Annotated in this window: 21 protein-coding genes; 1 reads left to right on the top strand and 20 read right to left on the bottom strand. The window is 40.4% G+C overall.

Annotation, left to right across the window (positions count from 1 at the left end; all coding sequences use genetic code 11):
• Positions 1-15: 15 nt before the first annotated feature.
• The 4 genes from ACN6NE_RS06710 to mce all read right to left on the bottom strand — a co-directional run bounded on the left by ACN6NE_RS06710 (position 16) and on the right by mce (position 4,715).
• On the bottom strand, positions 16-1,377 hold the full coding sequence (locus tag ACN6NE_RS06710; protein ID WP_025750470.1) for an NAD(P)-dependent oxidoreductase: 1,362 nt from the start codon (positions 1,375-1,377) through the stop codon (positions 16-18).
• Positions 1,378-1,602: 225 nt separating this feature from the next.
• Entirely contained in the window at positions 1,603-2,721 is a 1,119-nt protein-coding gene (locus tag ACN6NE_RS06715) for a tripeptidase T (protein ID WP_129704694.1), read from the bottom strand.
• Between the two features lie 25 nt (positions 2,722-2,746).
• Positions 2,747-4,297 (bottom strand): acyl-CoA carboxylase subunit beta, encoded by a 1,551-nt coding sequence (locus tag ACN6NE_RS06720; protein WP_129704696.1) that lies wholly within the window; start codon positions 4,295-4,297, stop codon positions 2,747-2,749.
• Complete coding sequence (mce, locus tag ACN6NE_RS06725; protein WP_028411573.1) at positions 4,290-4,715, bottom strand: methylmalonyl-CoA epimerase; 426 nt, start codon at positions 4,713-4,715, stop codon at positions 4,290-4,292. Before mce ends, ACN6NE_RS06720 begins: the two co-directional genes overlap by 8 nt.
• Positions 4,716-4,863: 148 nt before the next feature.
• Here mce and prli42 point away from each other — a divergent pair, with 148 nt between their 5' ends.
• Entirely contained in the window at positions 4,864-4,959 is a 96-nt protein-coding gene (prli42, locus tag ACN6NE_RS06730) for a stressosome-associated protein Prli42 (protein ID WP_474324948.1), read from the top strand.
• A 75-nt stretch (positions 4,960-5,034) separates the two neighbouring features.
• On the opposite strand, the gene ACN6NE_RS06735 is transcribed toward prli42, so the two are convergent.
• The 16 genes from ACN6NE_RS06735 to yqiS all read right to left on the bottom strand — a co-directional run bounded on the left by ACN6NE_RS06735 (position 5,035) and on the right by yqiS (position 23,279).
• A complete protein-coding gene (locus ACN6NE_RS06735) occupies positions 5,035-5,559 on the bottom strand; it encodes a L,D-transpeptidase (protein ID WP_129704700.1) in 525 nt (174 codons plus the stop codon).
• A gap of 98 nt (positions 5,560-5,657) precedes the next feature.
• A complete protein-coding gene (locus tag ACN6NE_RS06740) occupies positions 5,658-6,608 on the bottom strand; it encodes an aromatic acid exporter family protein (protein WP_129704702.1) in 951 nt (316 codons plus the stop codon).
• Positions 6,609-6,768: 160 nt separating this feature from the next.
• Positions 6,769-7,491, bottom strand: coding sequence for an amino acid ABC transporter ATP-binding protein (locus tag ACN6NE_RS06745; protein WP_129704704.1), 723 nt, complete (start codon positions 7,489-7,491; stop codon positions 6,769-6,771).
• A complete protein-coding gene (locus tag ACN6NE_RS06750) occupies positions 7,484-8,143 on the bottom strand; it encodes an amino acid ABC transporter permease (RefSeq protein ID WP_013059114.1) in 660 nt (219 codons plus the stop codon). Before ACN6NE_RS06750 ends, ACN6NE_RS06745 begins: the two co-directional genes overlap by 8 nt.
• Positions 8,144-8,174: 31 nt before the next feature.
• Positions 8,175-8,978: a transporter substrate-binding domain-containing protein gene (locus tag ACN6NE_RS06755; RefSeq protein WP_438616510.1), complete on the bottom strand. Its 804-nt coding sequence runs from the start codon at positions 8,976-8,978 to the stop codon at positions 8,175-8,177.
• A 281-nt stretch (positions 8,979-9,259) separates the two neighbouring features.
• Positions 9,260-9,697 (bottom strand): BrxA/BrxB family bacilliredoxin, encoded by a 438-nt coding sequence (locus ACN6NE_RS06760; protein WP_013059116.1) that lies wholly within the window; start codon positions 9,695-9,697, stop codon positions 9,260-9,262.
• 192 nt (positions 9,698-9,889) lie between these two features.
• Complete coding sequence (gene meaB, locus ACN6NE_RS06765; RefSeq protein ID WP_474324951.1) at positions 9,890-10,888, bottom strand: methylmalonyl Co-A mutase-associated GTPase MeaB; 999 nt, start codon at positions 10,886-10,888, stop codon at positions 9,890-9,892.
• A 13-nt stretch (positions 10,889-10,901) separates the two neighbouring features.
• Complete coding sequence (gene scpA, locus ACN6NE_RS06770) at positions 10,902-13,052, bottom strand: methylmalonyl-CoA mutase (RefSeq protein WP_474324953.1); 2,151 nt, start codon at positions 13,050-13,052, stop codon at positions 10,902-10,904.
• Positions 13,045-15,081, bottom strand: coding sequence for a methylmalonyl-CoA mutase family protein (locus tag ACN6NE_RS06775; RefSeq protein WP_474324955.1), 2,037 nt, complete (start codon positions 15,079-15,081; stop codon positions 13,045-13,047). The genes scpA and ACN6NE_RS06775 overlap by 8 nt, the downstream gene beginning before the upstream one ends.
• Positions 15,082-15,341: 260 nt before the next feature.
• The gene (locus tag ACN6NE_RS06780) at positions 15,342-16,601 is read right to left on the bottom strand and encodes a dihydrolipoamide acetyltransferase family protein (RefSeq protein ID WP_129704714.1); all 1,260 of its coding nucleotides are present in this window, start codon (positions 16,599-16,601) and stop codon (positions 15,342-15,344) included.
• A 15-nt stretch (positions 16,602-16,616) separates the two neighbouring features.
• On the bottom strand, positions 16,617-17,600 hold the full coding sequence (locus ACN6NE_RS06785) for an alpha-ketoacid dehydrogenase subunit beta (RefSeq protein WP_013084975.1): 984 nt from the start codon (positions 17,598-17,600) through the stop codon (positions 16,617-16,619).
• Positions 17,601-17,612: 12 nt separating this feature from the next.
• Positions 17,613-18,605 carry a thiamine pyrophosphate-dependent dehydrogenase E1 component subunit alpha gene (locus tag ACN6NE_RS06790; RefSeq protein ID WP_013084976.1) on the bottom strand — a complete coding sequence of 331 codons (993 nt, stop codon included), beginning with the start codon at positions 18,603-18,605 and terminating at the stop codon, positions 17,613-17,615.
• Positions 18,606-18,625: 20 nt separating this feature from the next.
• Positions 18,626-20,047: a dihydrolipoyl dehydrogenase gene (gene lpdA / locus ACN6NE_RS06795; protein ID WP_129704718.1), complete on the bottom strand. Its 1,422-nt coding sequence runs from the start codon at positions 20,045-20,047 to the stop codon at positions 18,626-18,628.
• 28 nt (positions 20,048-20,075) lie between these two features.
• Complete coding sequence (buk, locus tag ACN6NE_RS06800; RefSeq protein ID WP_474325212.1) at positions 20,076-21,155, bottom strand: butyrate kinase; 1,080 nt, start codon at positions 21,153-21,155, stop codon at positions 20,076-20,078.
• A gap of 96 nt (positions 21,156-21,251) precedes the next feature.
• Positions 21,252-22,355: a branched-chain amino acid dehydrogenase gene (gene bcd, locus ACN6NE_RS06805; RefSeq protein WP_013059125.1), complete on the bottom strand. Its 1,104-nt coding sequence runs from the start codon at positions 22,353-22,355 to the stop codon at positions 21,252-21,254.
• Between the two features lie 12 nt (positions 22,356-22,367).
• Complete coding sequence (gene yqiS / locus ACN6NE_RS06810) at positions 22,368-23,279, bottom strand: phosphate butyryltransferase (RefSeq protein WP_240702541.1); 912 nt, start codon at positions 23,277-23,279, stop codon at positions 22,368-22,370.
• Positions 23,280-23,475 lie beyond the last annotated feature (196 nt).

The raw sequence follows: 23,475 nt of genomic DNA on the forward strand, positions 1-23,475 counted from the left end.
CTCCTCCTCCTGATTTTAAGCTGTTTCCATTGTTTCTTTTGTTAACTGCATATGAATATTTAACGCCGTTTGTTTTCCTTGCTGAGCAGCGGTCACAACCATTGCTTCTCCTTGCCCTTTACCAAAAATAACGTCTCCGCAAGCAAATACTTTTGGATTTGATGTTTGAAACGTCTCTTGATTAATTAAGACAACTCCGTCTTCATGATGCAGCTGGAATTGTTGAATCAAAGACAGGTATCGTTCTTGACCAATTGCTTTAACAACAGCATCGACTGGAATGGTAAACGTTGAACCTTCAACAGGAACAGGCTTTCTTCGGCCGTCTGCATCTGGATCTGTTAACGTCATTTTTACACATTCAATCCCGCTTACCTTACCATTTTCATCTCCAATAATTCGTATAGGAGCCGTTAACCAGCGGAATTCAACACCATCTTGTTTTGCAAATTCAAATTCAAAATCATAGGCCGTCATTTCTTCTCGTGTACGACGGTATAAAATTTGAACATTTTCAGCCCCCAAGCGCACGGAACACGTAGCACCATCAATCGCAGTATTTCCCGCACCAATGACGGCAACACGCTTACCCACAAATTCTGTTGATAACGCTTCTGACTTCGTTTTTTTCACAAAATCAATCGCATCATACACACCGTCTAGCTCTTCACCTTCAACATGTAGAGAAGGCACCTTGCTCATACCAATAGCTAATACAACCGCGTCATACGACTGCAGCAATTCGCTTGGAAGAATATCTTCTCCAATTCTTACGTTTGTTTTAATTTTTACATCTAAGTTTTTTACTTGTTCAACTTCCCAGAATGAAATCGCTTGAGGAAGACGAAACGACACGATTCCATATGTATTTAACCCTCCTGCTTGTTTTTCCGCTTCAAAAATGGTTACGTCATACCCAAATCGCGCCAGTTCTCTTGCTGCAGAGAGACCAGCCGGACCTCCCCCAACAATTGCTACCTTTTTGCCGTTTGCTTTTCCTTTCTCAAACAGCACCTGTTCATTTTGAATAGCCCAATCCGTTGCGTAGCGCTGCAAATCTCCAATCATAATTGGTTTGGTTGAGTGGTTAAGCACACACGCTCCTTCACATAGTTCATCGGTTGGACAAACTCTCGAACAGCTTGCTCCTACGGGATTAGAAGACATAATCGTTTCGGCAGACCCCTTTAAATTGCCCGATGCGATTTTTTTAATAAACGTCGGGATGTCAATTCCTGTAGGGCATGCCTGAATACAGGGTGCATCATAACAGTACAAACATCGATTAGATTCTTCGACTGCTTCTCTATTTGACAACCCTTTTTCTACTTCATTAAAGTTTTGAATGATGGACTGCAAACTTTCCTGTGATCGCATTGCATCAACCTCCCAAGGATATCTGTTGATAAAACTCGAATTGAAAGCGCTTACATATTTTTTATATACGTTATTTTCAACTTCTACTTTGGTAAAATGTATTACTAACTTTATTGTACAAAACGACCGTCTTTTCTTCATTATACATTATGTTAAAAAATTCAGACTATTTACTATTCACTATGTAAAAAGCCTTGCTTTTATATAAAAGCAAGGCTGCAACTATTATTTTGCTACTTCTTTAATAATCGACACTACTAGTTCAGATGTCTTCACCAGTTCTTCTACCGGAATTTTTTCATTTGTTGTATGAATGTCTTCATAACCAACTGCTAAATTTACTGTTGGGATATCAAAGCCTGCGATTACATTTGCATCGCTTCCGCCTCCGCTTTGAAGCAGGCGTGAAGGACGATCGATATTAGCCACGGCTTTTTTAGCAACTTCGACAACATGATCTCCATCGCCAAATTTAAAGCCTGGATACATCACTTTAATATCAACTTCTGCACGTCCGCCCATTTCTTGTGCAGCTGTTTCAAACGCTTCTTTCATTTTCGCTACTTGTGCTTCCATTTTTTCTGGAATTAATGAACGAGCTTCTGCTAAAATATCGACGCGGTCACACACGATATTCGTTTGCGTTCCGCCTTCAAAGCGTCCAATATTCGCTGTAGTCTCTTTATCAATACGTCCAAGCGGCATTTTAGAAATGGCTCTTGAAGCAATCGTAATAGCAGAAACGCCTCGTTCAGGAGCTACACCTGCATGAGCTGTTTTTCCATAAATTGTTGCATTTACTTTTGCTTGCGTCGGCGCAGCAACGATAATGTCTCCCACTTTGCCATCGCTATCTAAAGCATAGCCGAATTTTGCCGTTACGAGACTAGAATCAAGAGCTTTAGCGCCCACTAAGCCAGATTCTTCTCCTACTGTAATAATAAATTCAATTTTGCCGTGCGCGATGTTTTCTTCTTTTAATACGGTGATGGCTTCTAACATTGCTGCTAAGCCTGCTTTATCATCCGCTCCAAGAATTGTCGTGCCGTCACTTTTAATATAGCCATCTTCAATAGATGGTTTAATATCGTTTCCAGGTACGACTGTATCCATATGAGAAGTAAAGTAGATTATGTCTACGCCTTCTTTTGTAGCTGGCAGTGTGCAGATTAAGTTGTTGGCTCCGTGGCCCGTTTTTTCTTTGGCATCATCTTCTACTACTTCGACGCCTAATGCGGTAAATTTTTCTTTTAGTACAACAGCAATTTTTTCTTCATGCTTTGTTTCTGAGTCTACTTGTACTAATTCAATAAATAAATCAACGATTCGTTGTTCATTAATCATAATATGTAATCCCTCCAAAAATAACCTACAATGGTATGTTACCATGTTTCTTTGCTGGACGCTCTTCCTTTTTATTGTGCAACATTTCAAGCGCTTGTATTAATTTTGTTCGCGTTTCCCGAGGATCAATAACATCATCAACCATTCCAGCGCTTGCCGCTACGTAAGGATTAGCAAATTTCTCGCGATACTGTTCAATTTTTTCGTGTCTTGTTTCATCTGGGTTTTCGCTACCTCGAATGTCGTTTGCAAAGATAATATTTGCAGCACCTTGAGGACCCATAACAGCGATTTCTGCATTCGGCCACGAATACACAAGGTCCGCTCCAATCGATTTACTATTTAAAGCTACGTATGCACCGCCATATGCCTTTCGCAAAATCACCGTGATTTTCGGAACGGTAGCTTCGGAGTATGCATATAAAATTTTAGCACCATGACGTATAATCCCGCCATGTTCCTGCTTGATACCTGGAAAAAAACCTGTAACATCTTCAAATGTAATAAGTGGGATATTAAATGAATCGCAAAATCGAATAAACCTTGCTGCTTTATCTGAGGAGTTAATATCTAAACTGCCTGCCATTACTTTAGGCTGGTTACACACAAGTCCGACAACTTTTCCATCTATGCGGGCAAAACCAACGACAATATTTCTTGCAAAGTCTTTTTGAACTTCAAAAAATGAGTGCTCGTCCACTACTTGTTGAATGACTTGACGCACATCGTAAGGGCGCACGGCATCAAACGGGACAACGTCTAATAAATCCGGACGATAATGATCACACTCTGCCTTTGAGGCTAAAGGAGGCTGCTCTTGGCTAGACTGAGGAAGATAGCTTAAGAGCGTTCGTACTTGTTCTAGCACCTCTTGTTCTGTTGCACCTCTAAAATGGGCATTACCGCTAATTTCGTTATGAACAGCTGCTCCTCCAAGATTTTCTGAGGAAATGCTTTCTCCCGTTACCGTTTCAATTACTTTTGGTCCTGTAATGAACATTTGACTTGTTTCTTCTACCATAAAAACAAAGTCCGTAATCGCCGGTGAGTACACGGCTCCGCCTGCACAAGGACCCATAATAACAGATATTTGAGGCATGACACCCGAATAAATGGCATTTCGATAAAAAATATGACCGTATCCATCAAGAGACATGACTCCCTCTTGAATACGAGCTCCACCTGAATCATTTAAGCCAATAAACGGCACGCCTGTTTTAGCCGCTAAGTCCATTACGTGCGCAATTTTTTTAGCATGCATTTCACCTAACGCCCCTCCGAATACTGTAAAATCTTGCGAAAACAAGTAGACTGAGCGACCGTTTATCTTGCCGTAGCCTGTTACTACCCCGTCTCCTGGTCCTACTTGATTATTCATACTGAAATCCGAACACCGATGTTCAATAAACGGATTTAATTCGACAAATGTATGTTCATCCAAAAGAATTTCAATTCGTTCGCGTGCCGTTAGTTTCCCTTTATGGTGCTGTTTTTCAATTTTTTCGTCTCCACCGCCTAACTCGATCTCCCGGCGCTTATCGTACAATTCATTTAATTTATCATAAATGTCAACCATGTTTCTTCTCCTCCTCTAGTGTTTTTTCACAGAGCTCATAAAGAACACCGTTTGCTGACTTTGGATGCAAAAAAGCAATGGATGCTTCCCCTGCACCTTTTCGCGGAACATCGTCAATCATTTGTACACCCTTTTCCTTTAACTCGTTAATCCGTTCTTCAATCGTGCGCACACCTAAAGCCACATGATGAAGACCTTCACCTCTCTTTTTGATGAACGCGCCGACCGCACTGTCTTCAAAGAGCGGCTCTAATAATTCAATTTTTACGTTGCCGCACTGAATAAAAGCAACTTTTACTCCTTGTTCTTCTACTTCTTCTACTTTTAATAGAGACAGTCCTAATACCTTTTCATAAAAAGGCAGGCTGCCTTCAATTGATTTTACAGCTATTCCTATGTGATCAATTCCTTTTATCACTTTCTCACCTCTTAAAAAAGCGTTTTCATTTACACATATTCTTGAAAACAAAAGAAATCTCCTGCTCGCGTATCTACAGAAAGTTGCTTGTCTAAGCAGCGGAAGACATGTAAAATAAGAAAAAAACGTGTAGGAGGACTTTGGTTGTATGTCTAATAAGAAAATCCAAAAAACCATTGTGTTTTTAATGCTTCTTGTCATGTTAATATCTACGCTTTTAGCGGGACTTTCCATGTGGTTTTAATCGAGACTGATGACTAAAAACATAGGTGCACTGCTGCTTCTTTGTGCAATGCAAACATATAAAAAAGACTGGTGACTAGTCACCAGTCTTTTGCTGTATATTCACAATGCCTTTTTGAGCGGCTAACTCTTCAAAAGATTGATCTGTAGATACAATCCATACTTTTGTACCTAACGGGACTTGATCATATAAATGGCTTACTTCACGATTTTCTACGCGAATACAGCCATTCGATACATATTTACCGATGGAATCCGGCTGATTTGTACCGTGAATGCCATAAATACGTCCGTCAGTCTCTCTTGCATCAAACCCAATCCACCTTACACCTAGAGGATTTTGAGGAGCGCCTCCTTCAATATTACTTCTCCGATAATAAGGATTAACAGCTTTTACTGTTACCGTGAACTCCCCTTCGGGCGTCAGATCAACTGTTTTCCCCGTTGCTACTTTAATAATTTGTTTAATTTCTTTATTTTGAATATAAGCAAGCTCATTGCTTTGTTTATTAATAATAATATAAGGATCATTTGGCAACGGATTTTCTCCTAATGGCCAAACCGGAGATAGTAGTAAAAGGATAAAAGCAAACACATGCACGTAATCCACCACCTTACGTTAGTCCTAAGTAAAAGACAAGAGAGATACCTCTTGTCTTATTTAGTGTTCGTAAGCAAGATAAACAACATGCATGCTGTTTAACTTATTTTTAAGGTTTGTTTAATAACCAAATATTGTTCAATTTCTTTGACTACGTGCAGTAAATCGGCACGCGCTTCAAACTCTTCCCGCGTTTTAGGAAGCGGCATCTCTGCAAACACTTCTCGTAAATGCTGAAGTTTGGCTAAAAATAATTTTGCTGTATTACCGGGGTGGATGGATAGACTTAATTCTTCAATGAAATCGGCAATCATGTAGCGCTGTTCTACCACCAAATCAATAGCGGTAATGAGAGGAAGCGTACGCTCAATAATTTCAAGCTGTTTTTCACGAATTTTAAAATAGCGGTAATAATAATTTTCCCCACGCACAAAATGATTTTCTACATCACGAAACGCAAGGCTTTTTGCTTTTTCTAAAATTTTTACCGTATCTGCAATTTCCTTACCGTCCCAACTGCTGTCATTGGTTCTGAGATACAGGGCAATTTCTTTTAACATCGACCGGAAATTTTCTTCAATTTCTTGCTGATACGTGCGAAGCTCTTGATCTAAACTTGGCATGTATAAATTTACAAGCAGGGCAACACCTATCCCAATTACAATTAAGCCAAGTTCATTAAAGACGATTCCCCATGTCATATTGCCTTTGGAGTAAATATGAAGCAAAATAACGGAGCTTGTAACAATGCCTGCATTAACTTTGAATATAACCGTAACCGGGATAAACAAAAGCAGCATCAGTCCTATAACAAGTGGATGATAAGCAATCCCTTCAAAGAATATAAACGAAAACAGAATGGATAAAGAACAAGCAATAAAACGATCGCTTGCACTTCGCAACGATTTTTTCTTTGAATTTTGAATGCACAAAATGGTGATAATTCCAGCTGATACAAAAAACTCGAGGTGAAAGAACTGAGCTATAATAATAGCCAGTGATGTACCGACGGCTGTTTTAATTGTCCGGTACCCAATTTTAAATTTCATTTTCTAGACTCCTACATGTTGGTTTCTTTTTAGTGTGATAAAATACTCTATTCTTTATTAACACGAATAGAAAAATAACACAACCTTAAATCTTGTTGTACCGTATAAATTTCAATAAAAAAAGTGCAGAAAAGATCGTACTCTTCCTGCACTTTTTTTATTATAAAATCTTTTCTAAGAAACCTTTAGCACGCTTGCTTTTAGGCGCTGAGAAAAATTCAGCCGGAGGCGCATCTTCAACAAGCACACCGCCGTCTAAAAACAGCACACGATCCGCTACTTCTCGTGCAAATCCCATTTCATGCGTTACAATGACCATCGTCATTCCTGTTTCTGTTAGCGACTTCATTACATCTAGTACTTCTTTTACCATCTCTGGATCTAATGCTGATGTTGGTTCGTCAAACAGCATCACTTTCGGTTCCATTGCCAGTGCTCTTGCAATAGCTACACGCTGCTTTTGACCGCCCGATAAGCGACTTGGAAACTCGTTGGCTTTTTGAGCAAGTCCCACTTTTTGGAGTAATTCTTTGCCTTTAGCAACAGCTGTTTCTCTTGACACGCCTTTTACCGTCATCGGAGCATACGTCAAATTTTCAAGCACTGTCATATGTGGAAACAAGTGAAAATGCTGAAACACCATTCCTACGTTTTCACGCACACGCATAATGTTTGTTTTTTTATCTGTAATCACTTGACCGTTAATTGAAACTAATCCGCTCGTCGGTTCTTCAAGCAGGTTCATACAGCGTAAAAAAGTAGATTTACCAGAACCAGAAGGGCCAATAACAGCCACGACTTCCTTTTCTTTAATCGTAGTTGAAATACCTTTTAAAACTTCATTTTTACCAAATGATTTGTGTAAATTTTCAACGTTAATCACCTTTTCTCATTCTCCTCTCGACTGCTTTACCAAGGAGCGTTAAGCCCATTACCATTACATAATAAATCAACCCTGCAAAAATTAACGGTTCAAGGTAGGCGAATTTTTCTCCACCTACAATGTAAGCACGGCGCATAATGTCGAGTGCTCCAATAACTGTAACGATAGCTGATTCCTTTGTTAATGTAATGAACTCATTCATTAAAGCAGGTAAAATATTTTTAAGTGCCTGTGGCAAAATAATTTGTCCCATCATGCGGCGATAAGGAATTCCTAACGCTAATGCCGCTTCACGCTGTCCTTTATCAACAGCTAAAATACCAGCGCGAATAATTTCAGATATATATGCTGCAGAGTTTAGCCCGAACGCAGCAACGGCCGCTGGAAACGGGGCAATATCAAACCCGAGCAACTGAGGTAATCCAAAGTATATTAATAATAATTGCAGTACTAGCGGTGTTCCGCGAAACACGGACGTATATGCATCCGCAAACCATTGAAGAGGTTTATTGCGGCTGATTTTACATAAAGATAAAATAACTCCCAGCACAAACCCTAAAATTGCTGAAGCTAGGACTATCTGTATCGTTACCCCTATCCCTTTTAAAATATAAGGCATAGAAGGCACGATTTGCGAAAAATCCAAATTCATGCCTAGTTCCATTCCTCTCTAACTGTCATTCTTATTTTTGGTCGTCAAACCACTTAACGATTAATTTATCTAATTCACCGTTTTCTTTCATTTTCTTTAATTCACGGTTAAAGTCATTCGTTAGCTTGCTGTCTTTAGGAAATGCGATTGCTGATCCTTTACTTGAATCTGGACGCCCTGTGTCAGACATTTGCAAGCTTTTGTCTTTGTTCACATACCCTTTAGCTACTGTGTCTTCAATAATCGCTGCATTGATACGATTTGATTTCATTTCTTGAATTAGCTCTGGAATACGGTCACGCGTTGTTACATTTACTCCGTCAACTTCTTTTGCAATTTCTTTTGCTTCGTCTGCTTGAATAGAAGAAGTTTGTACACCGACTGTTTTTCCTTTTAGTTCTTCTGCATTTTTAATTGGCGCATCTTTCTTCGATACAATCATGTTTTTTGCTTCATAGTATACGTCCGAGAAGTCCACGTTCTTTTTACGCTTTTCAGTTGGCGTCATACCAGCTAAAACTAAATCGACTTTATTAGATTGTAAAGCTGGAATTAATCCGCCAAATTCCATATCCTTCACCTGTACGTCATAGCCTAACTTTTTACCTATTGCTTTTGCTAAATCTACGTCAAATCCGATTGCTTCACTATCGCCTTTTGCCGTATCAATATATTCAAATGGTGGGTAATCTGCTGATGTTCCCATTACTAGTACTTTTTTATCTTTGTCATCGCTGCTTGCTCCGCCGTTAGACGTTCCTTCTCCTGCTCCGCATGCAGCTAAAACGCCTGCTGTTAAAAGACCAATTGCCGTTACCGATAACCACTTCTTCAATTTCATCTTCGTTCCCCCTAGTTTATTCCTTACATTATTTTTTAAAAATTAATAATATTATGAAATAAGTTTTTTACTATTGCAAGTAAATGTCGAAATTTAAATATATATTCATATAAATGTATTTTAACACAACATTATAAATATGCAATATCTTTTTTAAATATAAGTTTCACTATTTGAAAATACCTTTTCTCAACATTTTCCACTCGTTAGAAAGCCTGCATACAGATAGGTAAAAAAACGCATAAAAAAAGAAGCCGTTCAAAACGGCTTCTCTCTTACACTTCTTCACAATGCTGTTCGAATGCTTCTTGCAGCTTCATCACAACTGACATTGGCTCATGGCCTTCAATTTCGTGACGCTCTACCATTGTGATAATTTTTCCGTCTTTTAATAAAGCGAAAGATGGAGATGAAGGCGGATAACCTTCAAAGTATTCGCGTGCACGTGCAGTTGCTTCTTTATCTTGCCCAGCAAATACTGTAACCAAGTTTGTTGGACGTTTATCATAATGTACAGCGTGCGCTGCAGCAGGTCTTGCAATACCTCCTGCACAACCGCAGACTGAATTCACCATTACAAGCGTTGTACCAGGCTTTTTAAACGTTTCATCTACCGCTTCAGCCGTCGTTAATTCTGTATAACCAGCAGCTGTAATTTCTTTACGGGCTTGACGAACAACGTCGTTCATAAACAAGTTAAAATCGATATTCATTTTCATACCTCCCTTTTACTATCTATTCTTTATCATAGCAAACGAAAACTAAAAAGGCGATTGCTTTGACTCATTTTTTCTCGGTAATCAAGATTAAACAAGAAAAGAAATGGTGATACTATTTTTACAGCTAGAAAACCATACTCTTAACTCCCTAGTGTAGAAGGATCCGCATAAAATGCAGGATCTTTTTTATATTTCCTTCATCGCCTGCTGGTAGGTTTTAATCAAGTGTTCGAGAGCTTCAGCCATTGTGACATCTCCCGTCATCATTTGTTTTTCAACATCCCCTAACGTTTGCTTAACTAAAGGATGTTCATAAAATGATTCTTGTAAATATTCATTAACACTTGCTTGTAACCATGCCTTCATTTGCTTTTGCCTTACTGTATAAAACAGATCATTTTTATTCATCCATTCCTTATAATCACAAATTATCTTCCACAAGTGTTGCAATGATGTTTCCTCATAAGCAGAAGTTGTGGTAACCTGTGGTTTCCATCCTCCAGAATGACCGTGAAGGAAACCGATGAAGCTTTCGTACTCTTTTGCGGTAACTTCTGCTTTTAGCCGGTTATCCCCGTCTGCTTTATTTACACAAATCAAATTAACCCATTCAAGCAGTCCTTTTTTAATTCCTTGCAAATCATCTCCCGCTCCAGTTAAAGCGAGCAGAACAAAGAAGTCTACCATCTCTTTTACAATCATTTCACCTTGGCCAACACCCATCGTTTCGACAAATATGATGTTATACCCAGCCGCTTCACAAAGAAAAATGGCTTCTCTCGTTTTAAGATGAACACCTCCAAGCGTTCCTTGAGAAGGTGAAGGACGGACAAAAGCGTTCTCTTGTTTGGTAAGCAGCTCCATCCTCGTTTTATCTCCTAAAATACTTCCTCCAGACAAGGTACTGCTTGGATCGACTGCCAAAACTGCAACGGAATGGCCATTTTTGCATAGGTACGACCCAAATTTGTCAATCAGCGTACTTTTTCCTGCTCCGGGTACGCCTGTAAAACCAATGCGCACTGAATGCCCCGTATGAGGATAGATTTCTTTAATCAGCTGTTGTGCTATTACTTTATGCTTCAGCGCTTTACTTTCAATTAAAGTAATGGCTTGAGCTAACGCTGTTCTTTTCCCTTCAAGCAGCCCTTGTTTATAATCTTGTACCGTTTTTAATTTTACCAATTGTCTTCACCAACTATTCTTCTAACCGTTTCTTTATTTCAGATAAAACGGAAACGGCCGCTTTTGGGATTACTGTTCCAGGTCCAAAGATTGCAGAAGCTCCGTGTTCTAAAAGAAATGAGTAGTCTTGTTTAGGAATAACGCCTCCGACAATAACAACGATATCGTCGCGCTCTAATTTCTTTAACTCCTCAACAAGCTGCGGCAGTAACGTTTTATGCCCGGCTGCCAAAGAGCTTATGCCAATCACATGTACGTCATTCTCTACAGCTTGCCTTGCAGTTTCTTGAGGCGTTTGAAATAAAGGACCGATATCAACATCAAATCCAAGGTCAGCGAAGGCTGTTGAAATCACTTTCGACCCTCTGTCATGACCGTCTTGCCCCATTTTCGCGACTAAAATTCTTGGACGTCTTCCTTCTTCTTCTAAAAACTTAGCCGTTAGCTTTCGAACTTCTTCTATTTGTTCCCGGTGGACAAACTCCGCACTGTATACGCCGCTGACTGACTTAGAAGTAGCCTGATGCCTTCCTGCCACTTTCTCAATAGCTTCTGAAATTTCACCTAGTGTAGCTCTAGCTCTCGCAGCTTCAACCGCAAAAGCAAGGAGATTTCCTTTGCCTGTTTTGGCACAATTGGTCAGTCGATTAAGCGCTTCGACTACCGCTTGTTCGTTACGTTCACTGCGTATTTTCTTTAACTTTTCCAGCTGCTTCATTCGAACTGCTGTGTTATCAATATCAAGAATATCAAGCGGTTCTTCTTGCTCCGGCTGAAACTGATTCACACCTACAATAATCTCTGCCTGCGAGTCTATTCTTGCTTGTCTGCGCGCAGCTGCTTCTTCTATTTTCATTTTAGGTACGCCTGCTTCTATTGCTTTTGTCATTCCGCCGAGCTGCTCTATTTCTTCAAGGTGCTTCCACGCTTTTATCATTAATTCATTCGTTAATGATTCCACGTAATAAGATCCTCCCCAAGGATCAATAACGGAACAAATCTCCGTTTCATTTTGCAAATAAAGCTGCGTGTTTCGGGCAATCCTAGCTGAAAAATCAGTTGGAAGAGCAATCGCTTCATCCAGTGCGTTTGTATGAAGCGACTGCGTATGTCCTGATACTGCAGCCAGAGCTTCGACGCATGTTCTAATAACATTATTAAATGGATCCTGCTCCGTTAAGCTCCATCCGGACGTTTGAGAATGCGTTCTAAGAGCTAAAGATTTAGGATTATCCGGCTCAAACTGCTTCATTAGTTTTGCCCACAGCAGCCTCCCTGCTCTCATTTTCGCTACTTCCATAAAATAGTTCATTCCAATTGCCCAGAAAAAGGATAGCCTCGGAGCAAATGCGTCAATTGTAATTCCCGCTTTCAAGCCGGTTCGTACATATTCAAGTCCATCTGCAAGCGTATAAGCAAGCTCTAAGTCTGCTGGAGCACCTGCTTCTTGCATATGATAGCCTGATATACTAATACTGTTAAATTTCGGCATGTACTCCGCTGTATATTTAAAAATATCCGCAATGATTCGCATTGACATCTCAGGAGGATAAATATACGTATTGCGCACCATATATTCTTTTAAAATATCATTTTGAATCGTTCCAGCCAGCTTTTCTTTTTTTACGCCTTGTTCTTCAGCTGTTACGATGTAGAAAGCTAAAATAGGAAGCACCGCTCCGTTCATTGTCATCGACACGGACATTTGATCAAGCGGAATCCCTTCAAACAGCTGCTTCATATCCATCATTGAATCAATTGCCACGCCTGCTTTCCCTACATCTCCAATAACTCTTGGATGATCAGAGTCATAGCCGCGGTGGGTAGCGAGGTCAAAAGCAACAGACAGCCCTTTCTGTCCAGCAGCTAGGTTTCGGCGGTAAAAGGCATTGCTTTCCTCCGCGGTTGAGTATCCTGCATACTGTCTAATAGTCCAAGGTCGATTCACATACATCGTTGCATACGGTCCTCTCACAAACGGTGGGACACCAGGTGCAAAGTGAATAAAGTCGAGGCTATCTCTGTCTTTTTTTGTATATACTGATTTTAATTCAATTTGTTCATTTGTTTGAAAAGCAGTGAATGAACTTTGAGTCACGTCATCTTCCCTTTGCTGCTTTGAAAATGATAATGGAATATTAGAAAAAGAAGGCTTTTTATACATGAACTTCTACCTCCAAAGCACATAATAACTTCTTAACGCATTGAATAACATTCGTTTTAGGATGTATGACGCTCATTACACCTTTTTGCTGCCACTGCGTTTTGCGTGATACATGTTCTTCCCCCACTACGTACACATAAACGGAATCTTCCTCAAAATAAGTCATCGCTTTTGTTAAGAGCTTTTCCACGAGTTCATCACTTCCACAGATCACATATGCTTCGTGCTTTTGTTCATTCATCAAATCTGCTATCTCGACATAGGAATCTATGTTTTTAATTGTTTCACACGCAAAGCCTGCGCTTTCAAATAAAGACCGGGCAATCTCAGCTTTTTTACGGCTGCTAGGATCGGTGAGCTCCATAATGCCGATGCTCATCCCCTTTGTATAAACCCGTATTTTTTCAAACTTCTCTGCTGCTCTCCACTTAGTGAGCGGCACAACACTGTCAGGCTGTGTCTGCTTCGCCATTTGTTTTAGCATCCACCCTGCTGTTACCCCTTTAGATGCTAGCTTTGTATAGTCCTCTAGCGAAAGATTTGATGAAAATCCCGAAGCGTTCTGATCACTGTATTTATCCATTTTTATTTCTTCTTTTTTAAACAGCGTGCTTTTTATCTCTTGAGATACATCCTGTTGCTTAGGAGCATAGTGTGTGACTCCGATCAAGCGCTCAATTCGGCACTCTATATCCTCTTGTCTTTTTACTCTCATTTGTTCAACTTCATCTTGAATTCGCCCTTGTTTTAAAGCTTCTTCCATTCCGCCGTGGTCTTCAATGTTGCCAAATAACTCCCAAGCTTTTGTCATTAATTCATGTGTGTAGGCTTCAACGTACCAAGAGCCTCCGGCAGGATCCATTACTTTTGATATATGTGTTTCGTGCTGCAAAATTAAGTGAGTGTTACGAGCAAGGCGATGAGCGAACTGAGAAGATGAGGATGTGACGGAATCATATGGTTCAATATGCAGACTATCCGCTCCTCCTACAATAGAAGCAAATGCTTGAACCGTGCTCCTTAATGCATTTGTATACATGTCTTCTTTAGACTGTGTAAGGGGTGACGTTTCCGTATGGATAAACGGCACTGAAACGGCCGTGTCATCAAAAGCACGAACCACATTTGCCCAAAGCATGCGAAAAGCACGAAGCTTTGATATTTCCATAAATAAATGTGAGCTAATTGAAAAAGAAAAGGTCATGTGAGGTAAAACTTGATGTAAGGACAAACCGCGTTTTATGCATTCATCAATATACTGCACCCCTGTAGCAAGCATATAAGCTAGTTCTTGAACAGCGTTTGCACCGCTGTTATGGTAAGGAATGCTTGATACAATGATCGTTTTGAGCTCTGGAACATTACTGTGAGCCAAACGCGTTGCGTAAGCTAAATGATCGTATAAATCTCGAGTAGCAAGTGGAACTCTTCCATATTCAGCAAGGGTGCCGAGCGGATCCATTCCAACCGTACCTGTTAGCTGTCTCATATTAAAGTTATGATCAACACAGTATGCTTTCAGAAACGAAAGAAGTGGAACGGATGTACATCCCGTATTTAAAAATAAAGGCACGGCTTCAAGAGCTACATGCTGAAACAAATGAGCAACATCCTCTAAAGTAGAAATTGTAGCGCCTGAGGCTACTTCAGCTTCAGTTGCTTCATCAACGTCTTTCCCTTGCCTCATTGCTTCACTGCACGTAAAAGCGGCCGTATTTTGTCCATTTCTCAAACTGTGTAAAAGAAGGTTATTGCTTTCTTTAATAGAAGGTAAATCGATTTTTTGGGTGATTTCCCATTCCCCTAGTATGTATGATTCTTTACCGGCTCCTCTTAAACAATCTATTCCCGCCGGACTCTGCTGCAAGTAGTCTAAATGTGCCGTATCACTTTCGAAATAAAGCGGTTTCAAAAAGATGTTTTCTAACGTTTCTTTTGAAGAGATCGCGGTATTTTTGCTAACTTCCTGTGCCCAATCTTCTTTAGGTGTACGTGTAAACTCATGAAATGATAATGTATTTGTTTTCATTTCCATGCCCCTTTACAGTTAATAGCTGCCTGCTAAACCGAGATGATTACACTTTGAAGTTTAATGATTCTTCTTTTATTTTAATACATCTTTTACAAATTGTTCAATCATTGCTTCAAAATAAAAAGAGGCCGAGACATAATCAACCTACGTTTACCATCACCATAAAAAAATCCGAACGAGTTGGATTCTCTATCAAGACTCTCAATTCATCGTTCGGATCTTCCTTCAGCTAAAATATTTTTGTGCCAGCCTCTGTTTTAATAGACGGACGTATTCTCTTTAGAAGTAGATTCTAAAATCTCTTTAACTCTTGCCAAGAATCTGCCGCACACCAAGCCGTCTAACACGCGGTGATCAAGTGATAAACATAAGTTAACCATATCTCGAACAGCAATCATGTTATCAATAATAACCGGACGTTTTACAATAGATTCTACTTGTAAAATAGCCGCTTGCGGGTAATTAATAATCCCCATTGATTGCACGGAACCAAATGAACCTGTGTTGTTAACAGTAAACGTTCCGCCCTGCATGTCTTCAGACTTCAATGAACCCGTACGAACTTTTTGCGCGAGCTCTGTAATTTCACGCGCAATGCCTTTGATTGTCTTTTCATCGGCTTGTTTAATAACCGGCACAAACAAAGCATCGTCTGTTGCAACAGCAATGGACACATTAATGTCTTTTTTCTGAACAATACGGTCTCCTGCCCACATTGAATTCATTTGAGGGAATTCTTTTAAAGCCTGAGCCACTGCTTTTACGAAGAACGCAAAATACGTTAAGTTAAAACCTTCTTTTTGCTTGAACTCCGTCTTTAATGCATCACGATAAGAAACTAAGTTCGTTACATCAACTTCAACCATTGTCCATGCATGCGGAATTTCATGCTTGCTGCGAAGCATATTTGCTGCAATAGCTTTACGCACGCCTGTAACAGGGATTTCTTGATCTCCTGCTGCAGACACAACCGGCGCGGGCTGCGGCGTTTTTGGAGCAGCTGCTGCTACAGGTGCTTCTGGCTGAACTGTTGATGCAGGTGTTTCTTTCACTTCAGCAGCTCCGCCTTTTTCGATAACAGCTAAAATATCTTTTCTCGTAATGCGGCCGCCCGCCCCTGTTCCTGTCACGGTATCTAAATTAATATTATGTTCTTGTGACAGACGCATAACAGCTGGAGAGTATCGACTTTTATTGGATTGACTGTCCGCTGTTTTTGACGCTGATTCTTCTACAGTCTTATCAGACGTTTTCTGTTCTTTTTGAGGTACAGTTCCTTCTACTTCAATTAAACAAATCACTTCTCCTACAGGCAAAGTATCATCTTCACCTGCAATTAACTCTTTAATTGTTCCACTAAAAGAAGAAGGCACTTCAGCATTTACTTTATCCGTCATGACTTCAGCTAACGGATCGTACTTATTTACGTGATCTCCAACAGAAACGAGCCATTTGCTAATTGTACCTTCTGTTACACTTTCACCGAGCTGCGGCATCGTAATTTTTTCAATAGCCAATTGATACAACTCCTTTTAAAATTGAGCTAATTCTCTCATTGCTTTTTCTACTTTATCTGGATTCACCATAAAATATTTTTCCATTGTTGGTGCATACGGCATAGCTGGCACATCAGGGCCAGCAAGGCGCTGAATTGGCGCATCTAAATCGAATAAGCAGTGTTCAGCAATAATAGCTGCTACTTCGCTCATGATACTGCCTTCTTTGTTGTCTTCCGTTAAAAGCAGTACTTTACCCGTTTTAGAGGCTGCTTCAATAATAGCTTCTTTATCAAGTGGATAGACCGTTCTTAAATCTAAGATGTGTGCTGAAATACCGTCTGCTTCTAGTTTTTCAGCAGCTTGAAGAGCAAAGTGTACACAAAGACCATATGTAATAACCGTGATGTCGTCTCCTTCTCTCTTTACATCTGCTTTGCCAATCGGAAGTACATAATCATCTTCAGGGACTTCTCCTTTAATCAAACGGTACGCACGCTTATGCTCAAAGAAAAGAACTGGATCATCATCACGAATAGCTGCTTTTAATAATCCTTTTACGTCATAAGGCGTAGAAGGCATCACAATCTTTAACCCTGGCGTATTGGCAAATAGTGCTTCAACAGATTGAGAATGATAAAGAGCACCGTGAACTCCGCCGCCGTAAGGAGCTCGAATTGTAATTGGACAACTCCAATCATTATTAGAACGATAGCGAATTTTCGCTGCTTCTGACACAATTTGATTGACTGCAGGCATAATAAAATCAGCAAATTGCATTTCAGCAATCGGACGCATGCCGTACATTGCCGCTCCGATTCCTACGCCTGCAATAGCAGACTCTGCAAGAGGTGTGTCAATGACTCTTTCTTCCCCGAACTGTTCGTATAGTCCGTTGGTTGCTTTAAATACGCCGCCTTTTTTCCCTACGTCTTCTCCTAATACAAACACGCGAGAATCTCTTTCCATTTCTTCACGAATGGCCATTGTTACTGCATCAATATATGAAATAACCGGCATATGTTCTCCTCCTTACTCACCGTACACGTATTTTAAAGCCGATTCCGCTTCTGCATAAGGAGCGTTTTCAGCATAATCTGTTGCATCATTAACGATGTTCATAATATCATCAAGCATTTGTTTTTCTCGTTCATCGGTTAACACGTTAACCTCTTTTAAATAAGTCGCAAAGTACGCAAGCGGATCGCTCTTTTTAGCTTCAGACAATTCTTCTGCTCCGCGATATGCACGATCATCGTCATCACTTGAATGGGCAGTCAAACGCTCTGAAACAGTTTCAATAAGAGTAGGCCCTTCTCCTCTGGATGCACGATCTCTTGCTTCTTTTACCACTCGGTATACTTCAAGGACGTCGTTTCCATCAATTGTGTAGCCTGGCATACCATATCCAATTGCACGATCAGATACTTTTGCGCATCCTAGCTGCTTTTCAACCGGAACAGAAATCGCATACTTGTTATTTTCACACATAAAGATAACAGGAAGCTTATGAACACCTGCAAAGTTCGCGCCTTCGTGGAAATCTCCTTGGTTAGAAGATCCTTCTCCAAACGTGACAAACGTTACTAAGTCTTTTTTCTCCAATCGTCCTGCTAAAGCGATTCCTACTGCATGAGGCACCTGTGTTGTAACTGGAGAAGATCCTGTTACAATTCGCTTTTCCTTATGGCCAAAGTGACCTGGCATTTGACGACCTCCTGAGTTTGGATCTTCTGCTTTAGCAAACCCAGAGAGCATTAAATCGCGCGCGGTCATTCCAAATGCTAGCACAACACCTAAATCGCGGTAATAAGGTAATATGTAATCATTCTCTCTATTTAAGGCAAAAGCTGCGCCAACTTGAGCGGCTTCCTGACCTTGACATGAAATAACAAAAGGCACCTTCCCTGCACGATTTAATAGCCACATACGCTCATCAATTTTTCGTGCAAGCAGCATAGTGCGGTACATTTCAAGTACTTGTTCATCAGTTAATCCTAATGATTCATGACGATTTTTTGTCATGTTTAAACCTCCTTTAATCATCAAAAATGAATCGCTTTTCCATCTACAGCTAATGAAGCTTCTCCCATCGCTTCTGAAAGGCTAGGGTGAGGATGAATGGTATGAGCAATTTCCCATGGTGTAGCATCCAATACCTTTGCAAGACCTGCTTCAGAGATCATATCCGTCACGTGAGGTCCAATCATATGCACACCAAGGACATCATTTGTGTCGGCATCAGCAATAATTTTAACAAATCCCTCTGCCTCTCCATATACAAGAGCTTTTCCAACGGCCTTAAACGGAAACTTTCCAACCTTCAGCTGAAACCCTTGCTGTTTTGCTTCTTGTTCTGTTAATCCTACACTTGCTGCCTCCGGGCTGCTGTATACGCATTTAGAGATTGTTGTATAATCAATCTTCAAAGGCTTTTCACCATGTAAATGCTCCACAGCTACAATTCCTTCGTGAGAAGCTACATGTGCAAGCTGCAGTCCGCCAATCACATCTCCAATTGCATAGATATGAGATTCTTTCGTTTGATAAAAATCATTTGTGGCAATCACACCGTTTTCTACTACAATATCGGTATTCTCGAGACCAATTCCTTCGACATTCGCTTGACGCCCTACAGAGACGAGCAGCTTTTCTGCTTCATATTCTTGCATATCGTCTCCTACTTGAGCGGAAATTTTCACCTGACCACCAATAGACAGTGTATCAGCCATTACTTTAGCAGAAGTAATAATGTTAACTCCTTTTGCTTTTAAAAGCTTCGTCATTTCACGGGAGATATCTTGATCTTCTGTTGGTAAAATTCGATCGCTGTATTCAACAACCGTTACATCAACATCAAAATCTGTGAGCATTGACGCCCATTCAATTCCGATAACGCCGCCTCCCACAATAATAATAGAAGCAGGAAGTGTTTCCATCTTTAATGCTTCATCTGAAGTGATTACTTTCTCTCCGTCAATCGTTAAACCAGGTAATGTTCTAGGACGAGACCCTGTTGCGACAATTACATTCTTTGGAATAAGCATTTCGTTTTCTTCACCGCTTTTTAATTCGACGGAGATAGTTCCTGGCATAGGAGAAAAAATAGAAGGTCCTAAAATACGTCCAATTCCTTCATATACGTCAATTTTACCTTTTTTCATTAGCTGTTTGACACCATTATGTAACTGTGAAACAATTTCTGACTTTCGTTCTTGTACACGTGCATAGTTCAATAGTACATTGGACGTTTCTACGCCAAATTCACTGCTTTTCTTAGCCGTTTGATAGACTTCTGCACTTCTTAGTAAAGCTTTGCTTGGGATACACCCTGCGTGCAGGCATGTGCCGCCTAACTTATTTTTTTCCACAACCGCTACTGATAGACCTAACTGAGAGGCACGAATAGCTGCTACGTACCCTCCGGTTCCACCGCCGAGAATGACCAAATCATATTCTTTTGCCACACTGCTTCACACCTTTCTGCAAACGCTATTAAGCGCCTTTATATTCCTTCACTTCTTCTTCACCTGTAAGCACTCGTAGAGCCCCTTCAGCTAGCGCTTGAAGCTCATTTTCTCCAGGATAAACAATGACATCTGCAATCCACTTTACATGATTAATAATCAGCTCAACAAACGCTTTTGAATAAGCAATGCCTCCCGTTAAAATAATGGCATCTACTTTTCCATGCAATACCGTACTGGCAGCTCCAATTTCCTTCGAAATTTGATAAGCCATTGCTTCGTAGATAAGCTTAGCTTTTTCGTTTCCATTTTTCACTAGCGCTTCGACTTTCTGCACGTCAGATGTGCCCAAATAACCGACAAGCCCGCCTTTTCCTACAAGCATTTTCATAATCTCCTCGCGGTAATACTGACCTGAAAAGCAAAGACGAACTAATTCACCAACCGGTACACCGCCAGCGCGCTCTGGACTAAAAGGACCGTCACCGTGCAGGCCATTGTTCACATCAATTACTTTTCCGCGTTGATGAACTCCGACTGTAATGCCTCCACCCATATGGGTAACAATAACGTTCATTTGTTCGTATGTGCTATTCATTTCTTTAGCCACTTTTCGAGCAACCGATTTTTGATTCAGCGCGTGAAAGATGCTTTTCCTTTCCATAAAAGGAGTTCCTGAGATACGAGCGATGTCACTTAGTTCATCTACCACCACTGGATCAACAATGTACGCTGGAATATTTAATCCAGACGCAATCTCAAACGCTAAAATCCCGCCTAAATTTGAAGCATGATGGCCGGCATAACCGTCTTTTAAATCTTTGAGCATGGCTTGATTTACTTCGTATGTGCCGCCTTCAATCGGGCGTAAAAGCCCTCCTCTTCCACATACTGCACTTAATTTAGATAAATTAATCCCTTCTTCATCAAGTGCCTCTAAAATCGAGTTTTTACGGAACTCATACTGTGCATATATCGTCTCAAACTGATTCATTTGCTGTGAATCGTAGCGGATTGTCCGATCAAAAATTGGCTTATCGTGGTGAAACACGCCAATTTTTGTGGACGTTGAACCCGGATTTATTATCAGCATTCGATATTCGTGCATATCCAACACATGTCCTCCTACCTTATCATTCTCATAAACGAAGGCTAGGTCGAAAGGATTTCATTTATTCCTTTTGCCTAGCCTTCAGCTCAAACATTAGCGCGTATGACGTCTACTTAAAATATGCTGTCCATTTTGTAAAAATTGACTGCGTGAACGACGCAGCTTTTCAATTCTTTCTTCAGCTAAGCGATCTGCTGCTAGATAGGTTGGAATGCCATCTCGCTTTGAGATTTCAACTACCTTTTCAATATTATCATAAATACCTTCAACTTTTTTCAGCGCACGCTCACGGTTATATCCAACTAGCTCATCAGCTACGTTAATAACGCCTCCTGCGTTAATAACATAGTCGGGTGCATATACAATGCCTAATTCATGAATTAAATCACCATGACGCGTTTCTTTCAATTGATTATTAGCTGCCCCTGCAATAACTTTTGCTTTTATTTGAGGGATCGTTTCATCGTTAATAGTTGCTCCGAGTGCACAAGGAGCATAGATATCACATTCTACACCATAAATATCATTCGGGTCTACTGCTTGCGCACCAAATTCTTCTACCGCACGCTGAACAGCTTCTTTATTAATATCCGTTACAATAAGTTTCGCTCCTTCTTCGTGAAGGTGGCGGCATAAATTATATGCTACGTTTCCTACGCCTTGGACAGCTACTACTTTTCCTTCAAGCATATCTGTTCCAAATGCTTCTTTTGCTGCTGCTTTAATTCCTCGGTATACACCGTAGGCTGTGACTGGTGATGGATTGCCTGATGAACCAAAAGCAGGAGATACACCCGTTACATAATCCGTTTCCTCATATACAATATCCATATCCTCTACCGTTGTGCCCACATCTTCTGCTGTAATATATCGACCATTTAATCCTTGAATAAAGCGACCAAATGCACGGAACATCGCTTCATTTTTGTCTTTGCGGGGATCTCCGATAATAACCGTTTTCCCTCCGCCTAAATTCAAACCTGCTGCTGCATTTTTATAAGTCATTCCGCGTGATAGACGAAGCGCATCTTCAATTGCAGCCTCTTCTGATTCATATGTCCACATTCTCGTACCGCCTAGAGCTGGTCCAATTGTTGTATCGTGAATCGCAATAATGGCTTTTAAGCCTGAATCTTTATCTTGGCAAAATAATAACTGTTCATAATCGTATGTTTCCATATAGTCAAAAATTTTCATTGTTAGTGCCTCCTAAGAATTCTGTTGAGCAACGCTGATAGCAAGCGCCAGTGAGTATAATTTACTTTCTGATGAATCTGCTCTGGATGTTAAGACGACCGGAGCTTTTGCCCCCGCTAGAATAGCTCCAACCTTTGCTTTAGCAAAATAAATGAGGGATTTATATAAGACGTTCCCTGTTTCAATTGCTGGAACGAGTAATATATCTGCTTGACCGGCAACTTCACTTTGAATGCCTTTTTGCTTGGCTGCTTCTATGTTAATGGCATTGTCGAGTGCTAAAGGTCCATCAATAACGCAGCCTTTAATTTGTCCTCTGCGATTCATCTGTGTAAGAATTGCAGCCTCTACTGTTGCAGGCATCAAAGGGTTCACAACTTCAACCGCTGCAATAGGAGCTACCTTTGGCATCTCTATCCCAATCGAGTGGGCAACGTTCACCGCATTTTGAATGATTTGAACTTTCTCTTCCAGAGATGGTGTAATATTCATAGCTGCATCCGTTACAAGAATCGGACGGTCATAGTGAGGAACGTCAAACACAGCTACGTGTGATAAAACATTTCCCGTCCGCAAACCATGCTCTTTATTTAACACAGCTTTTAAAATAAGCGATGTAGATAAATTTCCTTTCATTACGATATGCGCTTGACCTTGCTGAACTGAACGCACAGCTAATTGAGCCGCTTCTAAAACGGACTCCGTATGTACGACCGTCACAGCCTTATGAGTGAGTAAGGATGGGCGGTACTGCCTGAATAATTCATTAATTTTCGTTTCGTTGCCAAACAAAATAAATTCAGAAACTTCCCTTGACACAGCTTCATATACTGCCTCAATTGTTTCTAAGTCTTCAGCTGCAGCAACAGCAACAGTCAGAGAAGACTGCTTAGCAACCCGAGATAACATGGTAGCAAGAGTCATGGAATGTTCGACCTCTCCTTTTTTCATTCTTTCTTTTGCCCCGTTTTAAAGAGCATACTGCGCGTTTATGCAGTCACCTAAAATACATGCAAGATTTGTGCCATACCCTGCATATATTACATAATATAGCTGCTTATCTCCGTTCTTACGCACAAAAAATTTTTTTCATTGATTCTAACGACAAATCAAAAAAAAG

It is taken from the genome of Priestia sp. 53B2, assembly GCF_056099005.1.

Coding starts and splice junctions, on each gene's coding strand:
- ACN6NE_RS06710 (WP_025750470.1), bottom strand. CDS start 1,377: ATGCGATCACAGGAAAGTTTGCAGTCCATCATTCAAAACTTTAATGAA.
- ACN6NE_RS06715 (WP_129704694.1), bottom strand. CDS start 2,721: ATGATTAATGAACAACGAATCGTTGATTTATTTATTGAATTAGTACAA.
- ACN6NE_RS06720 (WP_129704696.1), bottom strand. CDS start 4,297: ATGGTTGACATTTATGATAAATTAAATGAATTGTACGATAAGCGCCGG.
- prli42 (WP_474324948.1), top strand. CDS start 4,864: ATGTCTAATAAGAAAATCCAAAAAACCATTGTGTTTTTAATGCTTCTT.
- ACN6NE_RS06740 (WP_129704702.1), bottom strand. CDS start 6,608: ATGAAATTTAAAATTGGGTACCGGACAATTAAAACAGCCGTCGGTACA.
- ACN6NE_RS06750 (WP_013059114.1), bottom strand. CDS start 8,143: ATGAATTTGGATTTTTCGCAAATCGTGCCTTCTATGCCTTATATTTTA.
- ACN6NE_RS06760 (WP_013059116.1), bottom strand. CDS start 9,697: ATGAATATCGATTTTAACTTGTTTATGAACGACGTTGTTCGTCAAGCC.
- scpA (WP_474324953.1), bottom strand. CDS start 13,052: ATGTATAAAAAGCCTTCTTTTTCTAATATTCCATTATCATTTTCAAAG.
- ACN6NE_RS06775 (WP_474324955.1), bottom strand. CDS start 15,081: ATGAAAACAAATACATTATCATTTCATGAGTTTACACGTACACCTAAA.
- ACN6NE_RS06785 (WP_013084975.1), bottom strand. CDS start 17,600: ATGCCGGTTATTTCATATATTGATGCAGTAACAATGGCCATTCGTGAA.
- ACN6NE_RS06790 (WP_013084976.1), bottom strand. CDS start 18,605: ATGACAAAAAATCGTCATGAATCATTAGGATTAACTGATGAACAAGTA.
- buk (WP_474325212.1), bottom strand. CDS start 21,155: ATGCACGAATATCGAATGCTGATAATAAATCCGGGTTCAACGTCCACA.
- bcd (WP_013059125.1), bottom strand. CDS start 22,355: ATGAAAATTTTTGACTATATGGAAACATACGATTATGAACAGTTATTA.
- yqiS (WP_240702541.1), bottom strand. CDS start 23,279: ATGACTCTTGCTACCATGTTATCTCGGGTTGCTAAGCAGTCTTCTCTG.